Below are 14,125 nucleotides of genomic sequence, written 5' to 3'. Positions count from 1 at the left end.
ACCCATATAGAAACGAAACCGGGGCCTTGCACCCCCTATGTCGGATTATTCTTCGGGCTGCGCCGGCGCGACGTCGGCGGGACCGCCGACCAGAACGAATCGCCGGTCACAATAGCCGCAGTCGACATAGCCTTTTTCATCAATCTCAAGCCATACGCGCGGATGGCCAAGCGCCGCGCCGCCCGGAATATCCGAGGCGCCATCGCAGGCATTGCGCTTCTTTGCTGTTCTGACAATTTCTGGTGCGTCAATCATGGCAGATCGATTAGCAACGGATTGTGCGCCGCGCAATCCCGCAAATATCAGTAATAGTTCATCGTGATCGGAAAACTGCCCTGATAGACGCCCGCCTGCTGGTTGGCCCGCACATCCAGAGTGCCGCCAATGCGCAGCGTGATCACATTTGTCGACGCAATGCGGAACAGGCCGGGGAAATTGACCGGGGTCAGATTGTCCGCTTGCAGGGTCAGAGACCGCAACCGCATATTGGCGCCGCCGCCGACGCGGTTGAGCCGATAGCTGGACGATGCCGTGCTGATATAGACGTACCGGTTGCGTGTGCCATAGCCCTGAAACTCGGCGTTGCTGACCGTTCCTCCGGCAGCGACAACCGATCCGGTCACGGTCCGACCACCGGCTGGACTGATGACAGCGGTTCCGCCGGTGGCGCCAGGGATCAGATTGCCAAAGTTGAGATCTTCAACCGGGACCAGCGAAAGCGGGCTAACCACCACGGCATCGGTATCGCCATTGTTCGATTGTGCAAAGACAGCCGGCGCGCTGGCCAGCGCGGCAAGGACAAACAACAGGCAGCCAATCAGGCGGGGAAAGATCTGGTCTCTGGTCATGACAAAAATGCTCTAGGCCGAATTGTTGTAATTAAGCATGTATTCGCATGGTCAATTTCACGGTAACCGAATGAAGCGCTAATGCAGCCTATTGATAATCAATGGTAATGTTGAAACTTCCAACATAGGCACCACCAACCTGGTTGGGATTGATGGTGAGCCTTCCGCCGAGCTTATATTCGACCGACCCGCTGGCGCTGAGCGTTCGGTTGCGCGTTCCATTGCCGCCATCAAAGCGGAATTGATCGACCCGCATCGTTTCCGTCCCATTGACCCGGGTAAGATCGATCTGGTTCTGGCTGACGGTCAGCCGCACCGTTTGAAGCGGTGTGCCAAAGACGGTGAAGGACGCAGCTGTCTGGGTGCCGCCCAGGGACACGGCATTGCCGTTTAACTGGACGATCGTACCGTTCTCCGGATTGAGGCGGAACCGGCTCTGAGTCGTGCCGGCAGAAAAATCTCCATAGCGCAATTCTGCATTTTCGCTGATGTTGACACCCTGGCTGATTATGGTCTGCGTTTGCCCCCTGCTGGAGGTTGCTTGCACGGCCCCAAAGGGAAAACAGACAAGCGCGCAGAACGGCAGCAAGGCCGGGCGCCATATCCCGAACCCTCGGGTCGGTGTCGAAGAATTACCGTGTTTCAAGCGCAGAGCCCTAATGGTCAAATAGCTAAATATTGTTGAATATCAGGGTTAACCGGCGATTCACACATTCTGTACCACCATCCGGAATTGTCCGGAACCATCAGAAATAATCGACCGACACGTCAAAGGAACCGCGATATGTGCCAGCCTTCTGGTTCGCGCCGACGCGCAATTGCCCGCCAATATTGAAGGTTTGCAGGCCAGCCGCATTCAGCATTTTCCGGCGGCGGTCAAAGCGGAACCGGTCGATCTGCATCGTCTCCGTCCCGCCATCCCGCTGGATCAAGATGCTTTGCTTCCCGGTCGACAGTTGAACCCGGCTCAAGGCTGTCCCCAACACTTCAATCGATGCAAATGATTGCGTCCCGCCCACGGACACCGCATCGCCGTTGCGCTGGCTGAGCAAGCCCGAACGCGGGTCGAGGCGAAAAATGCTGTCGGCGGTGCCGGTGACAAAATCGCCGAATATGAGATCGGCGGTTTTGGTCATCGTCACCGGCTGCCTTATGAAGACTCGGGCATCGGACGAATCCGACGCCGCTGCAACCGGGCTGGCCAGGCACAGCGCAGCGGTCAGCAGCGTCGCCCATTGCACCGCTGTCCGTGCCTGATTCTGGTGTCTGAAATATTTCATGCATCGGCAACTAGAAGAAATATAAGAAATATTTACATAATTTAACGGTTAACCGGCCTTTAGGCTTGATCGAACCAGATGCAGCAAAGCCTTTGATTGTCCACAACAAGATGTTTATGCGAAGCGCATGACAAATGCAGCAATCTCGATCAAGAATCTCTCCAAAACCTATGCCGGCGGCAAACAGGCGCTGGACGACGTCAGTTTCGACGTACCCCGCGGCTCGATTTTCGGGCTTCTTGGCCCCAATGGTGCCGGCAAGTCGACGCTGATCAACATTCTTTCCGGCATGGTCCGCAAGACCGGCGGCAGCGCCAGCATCTGGGGCTTTGATACCGATGACAGTCCGCGCAACGCCAAAGCCTCGATCGGGATCGTGCCGCAGGAGATCATCTTTGACCCCTTCTTCACCCCGTTTGAGGCGCTGGAGGTTCAAGCCGGGCTCTATGGCGTCGCCAAGGCGAAGCGCCGGACGATGGAATTGCTGCGCGCCGTCCATCTGGAAGACAAGGCCGATGCCTATTCCCGGACCCTGTCGGGCGGGATGAAACGCCGGCTGCTGGTGGCCAAGGCCATGGTTCACTCGCCGCCGATTCTGGTGCTGGACGAGCCAACCGCCGGGGTCGACATCGACCTGCGGCAGCAGCTTTGGGAATATGTCGTGGATCTCAACAAGGCCGGCGTGACCATCGTGCTGACGACTCATTATCTCGAAGAAGCGGAAAATCTGTGCGACCGGATCGCGATCATCAATCACGGCAAGCTGATCGCCAACAAGCCGACGCCGGAACTGGTCGACATGGCCCGCGAAAAGCTGGTCGAACTGACGCTGGACCGCGACATCAGCGAAGCACAGGATGCCATCTCCTTCGCCAATACATTATTCGAAAAGGCCGATATTATCGGTCCGCGGACGGTGGCGATCACCTATAACAAGGACCGCACCAACGCCGGTGGCGTGATGGCCGCGGTCCAGGAACGCGGTTTTGCGATCGTCGAGGTCACCACGAAAGAAGCGGATCTCGAGGATGTATTTCTCAACCTTACCCGCGCCAAAACGGCGTGAACCACGATGTCATCATTGTCGGTTCCGGCGCCGCCGGACTCAGCGCCGCGATCACGCTGGCTCGCACCCACAAGGTGCTGGTGCTGGCCAAGGGTGAACTGACCGGCGGTTCCACTGCCTGGGCGCAGGGCGGGATCGCTGCCGTGCTCGATGCAGGCGACACGTTCGAAAATCATATCAACGACACGATGGTCGCCGGCGCTGGCCTCAACCGCCGCGAAACCGTTGAATTTGTCGTTGAAAATGCGCCAGCCGCGATTGCCCGGCTCGAGGATATGGGCGTGCCGTTCAACAAGGAAGCGGAAGTCCTCCATCTCACCAGAGAAGGCGGACATAGCCACCGGCGGATCGTCCATGTGGATGATGCGACCGGCTGGGCGGTGCAGGAAGCGTTGCAGAATACCGCCGCGGCCCACCCGAATATCACGCTGCGCCCGCATATGGTGGCGATTGACCTGATCGTCGACCGCAATGCAGAGGTTCCGACCGGCGCCAAGAATGTCTGGGGCGTCTATGCGCTCAACAACGAAACCGGTCATGTCGAGACGCTGACCTCGCGAGCGACGATCATGGCGAGCGGCGGCGCCGGACGGACCTATCTGTTCTCGACCGCACCGCGCGGCGCAACCGGCGACGGCATCGCCATGGCCTGGCGCGCCGGTGCGCGCGTTTCCAATATGGAGATGATGCAGTTCCATCCGACCTGCCTCTATAATCTCGAGGTCAAGAATTTCCTGATCACCGAAGCGGTCCGCGGCGAAGGCGGGCATCTGAAACTGCCGGACGATGCCGGCGATGAAGCGGGCGATCGCTATATGGATCGCTTTGATCCGGAACGCATGGAACTGGCGCCGCGCGATATTGTCGCCCGCGCCAATGACCACGAGATCAAGCGTCTGGGCCTTGATTACGTCCATCTCGACATCTCCTACCGCGATCCGGAATTTGTGAAGGGCCATTTCCCGAATATTTATGAAAAGCTGATCGGGCTGGGCATCGACATGACCAAGGGACCGATACCGGTCGTGCCAGCGCAACATTATACCTGCGGCGGAATCCTGATCGATCTGGCGGGCCGCACCGATCTGCCCGGTCTCTATGCGGCGGGCGAAGCCAGCGAGAGCGGCCTGCACGGTGCCAACCGGCTGGCCTCGAACAGCCTGCTGGAATGTTTCGTCTTCGGCGATGCAGCGGCCCGCGACATTGCCGAACATTGGGATGAGCTGCCTGCCCCGCCGCCAATCCGGCCATGGGATGAAAGCCGCGTCACCGACAGCGACGAAGAAGTGGTTATCAAACAGACCTGGACCGAAATCCGCCGCTTCATGTGGAATTATGTCGGCATCGTCCGCACCACCAAACGGCTCGAACGGGCCCAGCACCGCATCGACCTGCTGCGCGGCGAAGTGCAGGAATATTACGGCAATTTCCGCGTCACCCAGGATCTGATCGAATTGCGCAATCTGATCGAGGTCGCGGATCTGATCGTGCGGTCAGCGCTCGCGCGGAAGGAAAGCCGGGGCCTGCATTATATTACCGATTATCCGGATTTGCTGCCGGAGGCAGTGGATACGATCCTGGTGCCTTCGATTTGATGTCAGCCTGGATGCCGGCAGTCCGTGTCCGTCTCAGTTATCCAGCACAATGCGATAGCGCGCCTCTCCGCTTTCCAGATGTGCCAGTGCCTCGTTGATCTTTTCGAAGGGAAAATGCTCGGTTACCGCCTTGATGCCATGGCGGGCGCAGAATTCCAGCATGTCGGCAATTGTCTGGGGGCTGCCGACCAGCGAGGATGACAGAGACAATTGGGCAAACATCAAAGGCATCAGGTGCAGCTCAGCCGGCACCGCCTGAACGCCGAGAAAATGCAATCTGCCTTTCGGCTTCAGCATGGCAATGATGGCATTCCAGTCCAGCGCGACGTCGACCGTGCTCAGGATCACATCAAAACTTCCCGCTGCGGCGGCCAGGGCTGCGGGATCGCGGGAATTGATCACGTCATGCGCGCCAAAAGCCATGGCTTCGTCTTTTTTGGAAGCGCTGGAACTCAAAGCGGTGACATGACAGCCCCAGGCCTTGCCAAATTGCAATGCCAGATGACCCAGTCCGCCGATACCCAGCACGGCAATGCGCGCGGTTGGCTTGATGTCAAATTTCACAAACGGATTGAAAACGGTAATGCCGGCGCAGAACAATGGTCCGGCATCCCGGGAATCCAGATCGTCCGGCAGCTTGATAACGCTGACGCCCGATGCGCGAACGATGTCGGCAAAAGCGCCATGGCGGCCCGCCGAAACCGTCGATTGCACGGATTCGCAGAGATTATGATCGCCGTTCAGACACTGCCGGCAGGTCATGCAATAATGCGAATGGCCACCCAGCCCAACCCGGTCGCCGATTTTGACGTGAGTCACTTCAGCACCAATATCGATCACCGTGCCAGTGGCTTCATGCCCGCCGACAAAGGGAAATTCGGTTATGCCCCAGGCATTGTTGCGCAGGCTGAGGTCGGTATGACACAGGCCGCAATGCTCGACCTTTATATCAATATCATTGGAGGCCAGCGGTCCCAGCTGATATTCAAAGGGTTCCAGCGGGTTTCCGGCCTGGTTGGCTGCGAAAGCCTTTACAGTGCGCATAACGGGGTTTCTCCTGTGCTCGCCTTGGTGAAAATGATCATCATTGGGCGAGATTCGCATATCCCGAAGCTTTAAGACACTGTCATATCAAATGGGCAGGACGGTCCTTGCCGACATTGGCGACAATATTATTTTGCTGCCCTGTCAGCCGATCCGACCAGCTTGTCACTGGTCTTGTGCTGCTCCAGATCCGCCGGATCAAACCATACCGGCTTCAGCTTCTTGTCGACAAACAGCTGCATCTGGTCGGTATAATGCGGTGACTCCGGTCGCGTGGTTGCAGCGCCGAAAGGCTGGATCGAGCGCGAGTGGACCTTGCCGTCCTTGGCCCATTCAATGAACATGATGAAACTGTCACCGTGGCGCACCGATAGCCGCCCGTCATCATCGACATCCCAGAGGGTCGAAGCGCGGATCGTGTCATTGCCGCCGTCGACCGGCAGATCGACATTGCCCTGCCGCATCCGCAGCAGATTCATCATCGGCGGATCGATCTTGCCGAAATATTGCGTCAGATGGTCGACCGTTTCCTGCAATATCTGGCGCGGGTCGGGCATTTTGTCGCGGTTATAATGCGACTTGTTGGCTGGACGCAGCACCATCAGCGCGAGCGCGTCAGCGGGGCCCTTGCCATCGAGATTCCAGTCCCACTGGGCAAGCAATTGCTGCGCCTTGAGCAATTGCGCGCTGTCCTTCAGATCAAGCGCGGCGATCTTGTCGAGCCAGTCCTTTGCATAGCCGGCTTTTTCGTAGCCGGTGTCATATTTGATCGCCCACAATTCCTTGTCGGTCAGCTTGCCATCGGCATTGGCGCGTTCGAGCAAGGCGATAGCCCGGCGTGACCGATTGGTCTGGTCACCCTCGACACCGAGCAGCGGCGAGAAATTGTCCGGGTTGAGTTCATCCCCCGGCCCAGCCGCAATATAGGGCGTGTTGTTGGAATTCATCACATAGCCGGAGGCCGGATTGACCAGCGCCGGGACGCGGGTGAACGGCAGGCTTTTCTGCCACAATGCTTTCGAGCTATCGCCGGGCAATATCGTGCGCCAGTCATAGCCTGCGGGTCGGTCGGGGAACATCGCGTTATAGTACATCCCGATATTGCCCTGGGCATCGGCGTAGATGAAATTGGTCGCCGGAACCCCCTGCCCCGCCATCGCCGCCTGCCATTCGTCGAAATTGGTCGCCTTGTTGATCCGGTAATATTGGGTCAGCATATCGAGCTCGTCGATACCGGCATAGCGGAGCGCATAGGCACCGCTGTCATTGATGATCACCGGCCCGTGGATCGAGCGATAGGCCATCTGCGGATAGGGAATGACAAACGGACCGAACTTGATTTTCAGCCAGACGCGCTTCTTTTCCAGCGGCTTCCATTTGCCGTCAAAGCGGTAGGCGTCTTGCTTGTCATTCAGCGTCAGCTTGTAGATATCGATCAGATCGGGGCGGTTGACGGTGTTGGTCCAGCCAAGATATTTATTATGGCCGAGAAACGGAAAGGGCGAGCCCGGGAAATTGGCACCGGCAAAATCCCAGCCTTGCTCACTGTGCACGACCAGCTCGTACCAGGCGACATTGCCGCGCAGCGGCTGGTGCGAATTGGAGATCAGACGGGTCTTGCCCTCGGGAGAATGATCCGGCGCAACCGCAAAGGCATTGGAGCCATTTTCATCCGGGTCGGGGCCGACCGGCGTGGCCGCCTTGTCCTCGATGATCTTTTCCGGGCTGAGCGGATGGATCGATTTTTTTGCCGGCTCATCAGCCAGACTCGGACCGCCCTCGCGCGGCAATGGCTGGTTCTGCACCAGCGCTTCGATCGGACTGTTGAGGCCAAAGAAAAAGGGCGAACGGAGCACGAAGCCCGCGGCTATATCTTGGCCATTGACGGGAAACAGCTTTTCAAGCTTCACCTGTTCGGGATGCTCTGCGGCATAGGCGTTGAGCCCGGAGGCATAGCCGTCGAGCAGAGCGCGGACGTCCTGCGGCAGATCATCATATTTGCGGTTCACGGTGCCGCGTATGTCGAGCAGGGCGGCAATATAGTCGATCGGCGCGCTGTCCGCGCCGTTGAGCGTGGCCATCCGGCCCCGGGTCATCGCGGTGACTTCCTGCAACGTCGCGAAATCATCTTCGGAATGGGCATAAGCCACGCCATAGGCAACATCGGCATCGGTCTTGCCGAAAATATGCGGGACGCCAAAATCATCACGGACGATGCGGGCTTCATATGTGGCTTCCGGCGGCGGAGCGGATGGCTCTATGCTCAACGGCTCCCAGACCGTCAGGCCGATGGCGATCAGCACCATGATGATGATCAGCCCAATGCCTGCCCGCTTAAGTGATTTCACGTATATTTTCCTCTCCGACAGCATCTTAAGCTGTGTGCACTTTACCTCTGCGAAGCGCTTACCATATACCCCCGAAGGAAAAAGTCATCAATATGGTTGTGTTGCACGACTACAACACCATATTTAGGACAAGATATTGAGATTGAACAGGATGAACCAATGAACCTTGAGAAATTCACCGACCGCGCCAAGGGCTTTTTGCAATCCGCCCAGACCGTCGCAATCCGGATGAGTCACCAGCAGATTACCGCCGCGCATATCGCCAAGGCACTGCTCGAAGATGATCAGGGCATGGTGGCAGGACTGATCACCAAGGCGGGCGGCGATGCTAAAAAGGCGCATCAGGAAATTGATGAAGTGCTGGCCAAGATTCCTGCGGTATCCGGTGGCGGCGCGCAGCAGACGCCCGGGCTGAACAATGATGCGGTTCGGGTTCTTGATCAAGCCGAGCAAATCGCCGAAAAGGCTGGCGACAGCTATGTCACGGTCGAGCGCCTGTTGCTGGCGCTGCTGCTGTCCAAGGATACCGCCGCCGGCAAGGCGCTGCAATCCTCCGGCGTGACCGCCGAAGCGCTGAACAGCGCGATCAACGAGTTGCGCGGCGGCCGTTCAGCGGACACCGCGACCTCCGAGGACGCCTATGAAGCGATGAAAAAATATACGCGCGACCTTACCCAGGCGGCGCGCGACGGCAAGCTCGACCCGGTAATCGGCCGCGACGAGGAAATCCGCCGCACGATCCAGATATTGGCGCGCCGGACCAAGAATAACCCGGTCCTGATCGGTGAACCCGGCGTCGGCAAGACCGCCATCGCCGAAGGCATGGCGCTGCGCATTGCCAATGGCGATGTTCCCGACAGTCTGAAGGACCGCCGGTTGATGTCTCTCGACATGGGCTCGCTGATCGCAGGCGCGAAATATCGCGGCGAGTTTGAAGAGCGGCTGAAGAGCGTGCTCGACGAAGTGCGCGGAGCCGAGGGCGAAATCATCCTGTTTATCGACGAGATGCACACATTGGTTGGCGCTGGCGCTTCGGAAGGCTCGATGGATGCCTCCAACCTGCTCAAGCCGGCGCTCGCGCGCGGCGAACTACATTGCATCGGTGCCACTACCCTCAATGAATATCAGAAATATGTCGAAAAAGACGCGGCGCTGCAGCGGCGGTTCCAGCCGGTGTTCATCGGCGAACCGACGGTCGAGGACACGATTTCAATACTCCGCGGGCTCAAGGAAAAATATGAGCTGCACCATGGCGTGCGGATTACCGATGCTGCTCTGGTGAGCGCCGCTACGCTCTCAAATCGCTATATTTCCGACCGATTCCTGCCCGACAAGGCGATCGACCTGATGGACGAAGCGGCATCGCATATCCGGATGGAGGTTGAATCCAAACCGGAAAAAATCGAGACGCTCGACCGGCGGATCATCCAGCTCAAGATCGAGCGCGAGGCGCTTTCCAAGGAAAGTGATGAAGCATCCAAGGGCCGTCTCGAAACGCTCAAGAAGGAACTGGCTGAGCTTGAACAGCATAGCGCAGAACTGACCACCCGCTGGCAGGGCGAGAAGGACAAGATCCACGCCGAGGCGCATCTCAAGGAACAGCTGGATCACGCCCGACTCGAACTGGAGCAGGCGGAACGCGCCGGTGATCTCGCCAAGGCCGGTGAGCTGAGCTACGGCACCATCCCGAAACTGGAAAAATCGCTTGAAGAAGCCGCTGGAGCGACCGAGGGCGCAATGCTGCGCGAGGAAGTTACCCCCGAAGATATTGCCGCTGTGGTGTCAAAATGGACCGGCATCCCGGTCGACAAGATGCTCGAAGGCGAGCGCGAGAAGCTGCTGGCGATGGAAGAGCTGATCGGCAAACGGGTGATCGGTCAGAAAGACGCGGTCGCAGCGGTATCCGCTGCCGTCCGCCGCAGCCGGGCCGGCTTGCAGGACCCCAACCGGCCATTGGGCAGCTTCCTGTTCCTCGGCCCCACCGGCGTCGGCAAGACCGAACTGACCAAGGCGCTTGCCGGCTTCCTGTTCGACGATGACCAGGCGATGGTCCGCATCGACATGTCCGAATTCATGGAAAAGCACAGCGTTTCGCGCCTGATCGGTGCCCCTCCGGGCTATGTCGGCTATGACGAGGGTGGCGTGCTGACCGAAGCGGTTCGCCGGCGGCCCTATCAGGTGATCCTGTTTGACGAGGTCGAAAAAGCGCATAGCGATGTGTTTAACGTGCTGCTGCAGGTGCTCGACGACGGTCGCCTGACCGACGGTCAGGGCCGCGTGGTGGATTTCTCCAACACGCTGATCATCCTGACCTCCAACCTCGGCAGCCAATATATGGCGAACATGAAGGATGGCGAGTCGGTCAAGGATGTCGAACCGCAGGTGATGGAAGTCGTGCGCGCGCATTTTCGCCCGGAATTCCTCAACCGGCTGGACGAAATCATCCTGTTCCACCGACTCGGCGAGGAACATATGGCGCCGATTGTCGATATTCAGGTCTTGCGGGTGCAGAAATTGCTCAAGGACCGGAAGATCGAACTGGACCTTACTGACGCCGCGAGGCGCTGGCTGGGGCGGGTTGGCTATGACCCGGTCTACGGCGCACGGCCGCTGAAACGCGCGATCCAGAAATATCTCCAGGATCCGCTGGCGGACATGATCCTGCGCGGGCAGGTTCCGGATAACAGCACGGTCAAGATCGATGAAGGAGATGGCGGACTGAAGATGGAGCCGGTTGCGACACCCGCAGCTTAGGCTTGCACAATAGGCTGCTGACAGGCAGATAGCGGCGATGAACCTAGCCGCAAGACAAGCCGAAATCATAAGCGATGCGGACTATCTGCCGCATCGCTATGATGAAGTTGCCGATGGCTTTCGCTTCGTCCATGTGCCGCGGGACGTTCACCGCAATTGCACCTTCATCACCGACGAGCATCTGCCGGATGTGGAACGCTATGATCTGATCAGCCGTGCGGATCTGGCGCAAATGCCGCTGCCAGCCGCACCGGTTCATTTCATTTTTCACTCCGCTTATTGCTGTTCGACGATGCTGGCCCGGGCCTTTGATATTCCAGGCGTTTCCATGGGGCTGAAAGAGCCGGTCATCCTCAATGACATGATTGGCTGGCGCCGGCGCGGTGCCGACAATCAGAAGCTGGCGGCCGTGCTCGACAAATCGCTCGACCTGCTCGCGCGGCCGATGGGCGATGACCGGGCCGTGATCATCAAGCCGTCCAATATCTGCACGCCTTTGGCCATTCCAGCGCTTAAATTGCGCCCGGAATCCAGGGCGTTATTATTATACGCGCCGCTGGAATCCTATCTGCAGTCGATCGTCAAGAAGGAAATGTGGGGCCGCATCTGGGTCCGCGACGTGCTGCTGGGCACCTTGAAAGATGGCTATGCGGTCGGCGGCTTTTCTCCGGAAGAGCTATTACGGCTCACCGATTTGCAAGTCGCGGCGATCGGCTGGCTCTCGCAACATGCCGCCTTTGCCAAAATTGTCGCAACGATTGGCAGCGACCGGGTGAAAACGCTGGACAGCGACAGCTTTCTCGTCCGTCAGCGCGAAACCATGATGGCGCTCAACGGGCTGTTCGACCTAGGCATGGACCATGCGACGATCACGGAGAATGTGAACGGACCCGCGTTCAAAAGTCACTCCAAACTCGATCAGGCAAAACGGGGCGAGATTTTCGACGCCACCGCTCGACAGGAAGAGCAGAATCGCATGGCCGAGCTACACGGCGCGGAAATCGACATGGTTGCCCAATGGGCAAAGGCGGTAGCGGAAAGCCAGCATATAGATTTGGAGATGGGCAGCCGGCTTTTGACCTAGCCACCCCATTTCCAGCTCAGTTATTGCCACCTTCTCCAACCTGCATATCTTCAACAAACTGCCTGGAATCGCGGGACCCTGCCTTCACATATTCCACCCATTCTGCATTGGTCATGCAAATCCGGCGTTTGCGCGTCAATGAGCCAATGATCGGTTCGGCCCGGCAGCGGACGTAATCGGGATCACGACGGTCAGTGATTTTCTTGGGTTTCTTCGCCTGCTTCTTGTCTGTCGAGCTTGCATCGGAAGACTCCGAATTTGAAGCTCCCAGATCCTCCGCAGCGGCCGGTGCTGCCAGCAGAAAAGTTGCAGATAGCGCAATAATAGCCAATTTCATTGATTTTCCTTCATATTTGCCAGAGCTTGTCCGGGCTCTGGTACGAAAATTGATTCATGGAGCGTTGTGATCCATCCCAACCTGCATGTCTTCCACAAACTGCTTCGAATCGCGGGAACCCACTTTCACATATTCAGTCCATTCGGCATTTGTCATGCAAATCCGGCGTTTGCGCGTCAATGAACCGATGATCGGTTCGGACCGGCAACGGACATAATTGGGATCACGACGGTCGGTGATTTTCTTGGGTTTCTTCGACTGCGCTTCGCTATCATCTGTTTTGGCGGCAAATGCCGAAGGCACTGTCAAGGCAGTTGCAGCGAGCGCACCGGTGATCAAGGTTTGAACGAGAATTTTCATCATAGTCCCTGTCTTTATAAGTGTACAAATTGTTGGCAACCCCCGAGTGATCTGCGGACAGCCGCCATAAATGCCGGGTTGGTTATCGGAATATACCAGGCCGGTTGTCATCGACAAACTCTCTTGCATATTGGTTGCCCTTGCGGATCCCCAATCTCCATTCCCGATTTGTCATACACATCTTGCGTTTTTTCAGGATAGTTCCGGCCACCGGTTCCATGCGGCATCGAACATATCCAGGGTCCCGTCTTTCGGTGATGCGGATTGGAGCCTCAGATTGCTTCTGAGGTATCGCCTCCAGAGGAGGATGGACAGATACGACGATATAAGCTTCAGGAACCTCTTGTCCGTCCGCAGCCTGATTCTGCAAAACCATAGCGGCGATGGGGACAGCCCCAAATATACCCGAGAAAATCGCTAAAATGCTCAATGCATATTTGAATTTCATCGGGATGCCCCTGCTAACAGACAAGATATTGCTAACATAAATTGCATAAAAATTCAACCGCGCAACAAAAAAGGGCGGACCAAATGGCCCGCCCTCTTTTTTTCCAAACTAATCGAAAAGATTAGAAAGAGAATTTAACGCTCGCGCCATAACGACGACCCAGAGCATCGTAAGACGATGGGTATACGTTACCGGAGTTGAACGATGTCGAACCGATGTCCGAACCAACAACTGTTGGCTTGTTGTCGAACAGGTTCTGAGCCGTCAGCGTGAACAACACGTTTTCACTTACATCCCACTGGAAGGAAAGGTCGAAATAGCTTTCCGCAGGGATTTTCGTGAAGTCGACTTCACCGAACAATGGCGATGTGCCGATAAAGGCCGCTCCATTGTCGATGATATCCTGTGGCTCTTGCTCGATACCGCTCAGGTAGCGCCAACGCAGAGACAAGGTATAGTCCTGGTCAATGGTAACCGAGGTCCGCTGCGAGAAGGCGAATTCGGACTGTGGCGATGCGCAGTTGACCGAATAGAAGCCTACGCACTCACGATCGATCGAGGTTGGACTTGCCTGGAACTTGTTCTTGTTCGTCCAAGTACCATCGAACGACAATCCCAAAGCAATCATATCGTTGATGTCAGTGTTATACCGAACACTAAGATCGATACCGTCAGTTGTGATCTTACCCAGGTTGCTCTGCTGCAAGATCAGACCCTTGGTGGTGTCAGCCGATCCGTCAAGTCCGCCTGTGAACGGGTTACGAGAGATGAAGTCCGTTCCACAGAATGGGTTGGCAGCCGATGGGTTATCAAAACACGCCGCAATCGCATCGCCAGGAGTAGGCGAGGAGATTGCTTCGGTGATCTTGATGTTGAAGTAATCCATTGTCACGGACAGGCCAGGCAAAGCTTCAGGCTGGAACGCTACGCCAACGGTCCAGGTTTTGGCCGTTTCCGTCTG

14 protein-coding genes are annotated in these 14,125 nt (G+C 57.3%); 4 read left to right on the top strand and 10 right to left on the bottom strand.

Annotated features, from left to right (window positions below; genetic code table 11):
* Nucleotides 1-45: 45 nt before the first annotated feature.
* The 4 genes from V7665_RS03790 to V7665_RS03775 all read right to left on the bottom strand — a co-directional run bounded on the left by V7665_RS03790 (nucleotide 46) and on the right by V7665_RS03775 (nucleotide 2,128).
* The gene (locus V7665_RS03790) at nucleotides 46-255 is read right to left on the bottom strand and encodes a zinc-finger domain-containing protein (RefSeq protein WP_335663205.1); all 210 of its coding nucleotides are present in this window, start codon (nucleotides 253-255) and stop codon (nucleotides 46-48) included.
* Nucleotides 256-302: 47 nt separating this feature from the next.
* The gene (locus V7665_RS03785; RefSeq protein WP_335663204.1) at nucleotides 303-848 is read right to left on the bottom strand and encodes a DUF4402 domain-containing protein; all 546 of its coding nucleotides are present in this window, start codon (nucleotides 846-848) and stop codon (nucleotides 303-305) included.
* Nucleotides 849-936: 88 nt separating this feature from the next.
* Entirely contained in the window at nucleotides 937-1,395 is a 459-nt protein-coding gene (locus tag V7665_RS03780) for a DUF4402 domain-containing protein (protein ID WP_335663203.1), read from the bottom strand.
* A gap of 199 nt (nucleotides 1,396-1,594) precedes the next feature.
* Entirely contained in the window at nucleotides 1,595-2,128 is a 534-nt protein-coding gene (locus V7665_RS03775; RefSeq protein ID WP_335663202.1) for a DUF4402 domain-containing protein, read from the bottom strand.
* A 127-nt stretch (nucleotides 2,129-2,255) separates the two neighbouring features.
* Between V7665_RS03775 and V7665_RS03770 the strand changes: the two genes are divergently transcribed.
* On the top strand, nucleotides 2,256-3,194 hold the full coding sequence (locus V7665_RS03770; RefSeq protein WP_335663201.1) for an ABC transporter ATP-binding protein: 939 nt from the start codon (nucleotides 2,256-2,258) through the stop codon (nucleotides 3,192-3,194).
* Nucleotides 3,191-4,789: an L-aspartate oxidase gene (gene nadB / locus V7665_RS03765; RefSeq protein WP_335663200.1), complete on the top strand. Its 1,599-nt coding sequence runs from the start codon at nucleotides 3,191-3,193 to the stop codon at nucleotides 4,787-4,789. Before V7665_RS03770 ends, nadB begins: the two co-directional genes overlap by 4 nt.
* A gap of 33 nt (nucleotides 4,790-4,822) precedes the next feature.
* Here the strand turns inward: nadB and V7665_RS03760 are convergent, their stop codons facing one another.
* Both V7665_RS03760 and V7665_RS03755 read right to left on the bottom strand, forming a co-directional pair.
* Nucleotides 4,823-5,833, bottom strand: coding sequence for an NAD(P)-dependent alcohol dehydrogenase (locus V7665_RS03760; protein WP_335663199.1), 1,011 nt, complete (start codon nucleotides 5,831-5,833; stop codon nucleotides 4,823-4,825).
* A gap of 128 nt (nucleotides 5,834-5,961) precedes the next feature.
* On the bottom strand, nucleotides 5,962-8,205 hold the full coding sequence (locus V7665_RS03755; protein ID WP_442955165.1) for a penicillin acylase family protein: 2,244 nt from the start codon (nucleotides 8,203-8,205) through the stop codon (nucleotides 5,962-5,964).
* 135 nt (nucleotides 8,206-8,340) lie between these two features.
* On the opposite strand from V7665_RS03755, the gene clpB reads away from it, so the two are divergent.
* Both clpB and V7665_RS03745 read left to right on the top strand, forming a co-directional pair.
* Nucleotides 8,341-10,935 (top strand): ATP-dependent chaperone ClpB, encoded by a 2,595-nt coding sequence (clpB, locus tag V7665_RS03750; RefSeq protein WP_335663197.1) that lies wholly within the window; start codon nucleotides 8,341-8,343, stop codon nucleotides 10,933-10,935.
* Nucleotides 10,936-10,972: 37 nt separating this feature from the next.
* Entirely contained in the window at nucleotides 10,973-12,019 is a 1,047-nt protein-coding gene (locus V7665_RS03745; RefSeq protein ID WP_335663196.1) for a hypothetical protein, read from the top strand.
* A gap of 16 nt (nucleotides 12,020-12,035) precedes the next feature.
* Here V7665_RS03745 and V7665_RS03740 read toward each other — a convergent pair whose 3' ends face one another.
* From V7665_RS03740 to V7665_RS03725, 4 genes are all read right to left on the bottom strand, one after another.
* Nucleotides 12,036-12,356, bottom strand: coding sequence for a hypothetical protein (locus V7665_RS03740; protein ID WP_335663195.1), 321 nt, complete (start codon nucleotides 12,354-12,356; stop codon nucleotides 12,036-12,038).
* 54 nt (nucleotides 12,357-12,410) lie between these two features.
* Nucleotides 12,411-12,827, bottom strand: a complete 417-nt coding sequence (locus V7665_RS03735; protein ID WP_335663194.1) for a hypothetical protein — start codon at nucleotides 12,825-12,827, stop codon at nucleotides 12,411-12,413.
* Nucleotides 12,799-13,164 (bottom strand): hypothetical protein, encoded by a 366-nt coding sequence (locus V7665_RS03730; protein ID WP_335663193.1) that lies wholly within the window; start codon nucleotides 13,162-13,164, stop codon nucleotides 12,799-12,801. The genes V7665_RS03735 and V7665_RS03730 overlap by 29 nt, the downstream gene beginning before the upstream one ends.
* Nucleotides 13,165-13,285: 121 nt before the next feature.
* Nucleotides 13,286-14,125 (bottom strand): TonB-dependent receptor domain-containing protein (locus tag V7665_RS03725; protein ID WP_335663192.1); only part of this gene is annotated, 840 nt, incomplete at its 5' end.

The organism is Parasphingorhabdus sp., assembly GCF_036964675.1.
Taxonomy (GTDB): Bacteria; Pseudomonadota; Alphaproteobacteria; order Sphingomonadales; family Sphingomonadaceae; genus Parasphingorhabdus.
Note: the sequence above shows the minus strand (reverse complement) of the source record. Positions and strands in the feature narration are given on the sequence as shown.

Excerpts from the sequence above, each read along its gene's own strand:
- V7665_RS03785 (WP_335663204.1), bottom strand. The coding sequence starts at position 848 with ATGACCAGAGACCAGATCTTTCCCCGCCTGATTGGCTGCCTGTTGTTT.
- V7665_RS03770 (WP_335663201.1), top strand. The coding sequence starts at position 2,256 with ATGACAAATGCAGCAATCTCGATCAAGAATCTCTCCAAAACCTATGCC.
- V7665_RS03775 (WP_335663202.1), bottom strand. The coding sequence starts at position 2,128 with ATGAAATATTTCAGACACCAGAATCAGGCACGGACAGCGGTGCAATGG.
- V7665_RS03735 (WP_335663194.1), bottom strand. The coding sequence starts at position 12,827 with ATGACAACCGGCCTGGTATATTCCGATAACCAACCCGGCATTTATGGC.
- V7665_RS03790 (WP_335663205.1), bottom strand. The coding sequence starts at position 255 with ATGATTGACGCACCAGAAATTGTCAGAACAGCAAAGAAGCGCAATGCC.
- V7665_RS03740 (WP_335663195.1), bottom strand. The coding sequence starts at position 12,356 with ATGAAATTGGCTATTATTGCGCTATCTGCAACTTTTCTGCTGGCAGCA.
- V7665_RS03745 (WP_335663196.1), top strand. The coding sequence starts at position 10,973 with ATGAACCTAGCCGCAAGACAAGCCGAAATCATAAGCGATGCGGACTAT.
- clpB (WP_335663197.1), top strand. The coding sequence starts at position 8,341 with ATGAACCTTGAGAAATTCACCGACCGCGCCAAGGGCTTTTTGCAATCC.
- V7665_RS03755 (WP_442955165.1), bottom strand. The coding sequence starts at position 8,205 with ATGCTGTCGGAGAGGAAAATATACGTGAAATCACTTAAGCGGGCAGGC.
- V7665_RS03730 (WP_335663193.1), bottom strand. The coding sequence starts at position 13,164 with ATGAAATTCAAATATGCATTGAGCATTTTAGCGATTTTCTCGGGTATA.
- V7665_RS03760 (WP_335663199.1), bottom strand. The coding sequence starts at position 5,833 with ATGCGCACTGTAAAGGCTTTCGCAGCCAACCAGGCCGGAAACCCGCTG.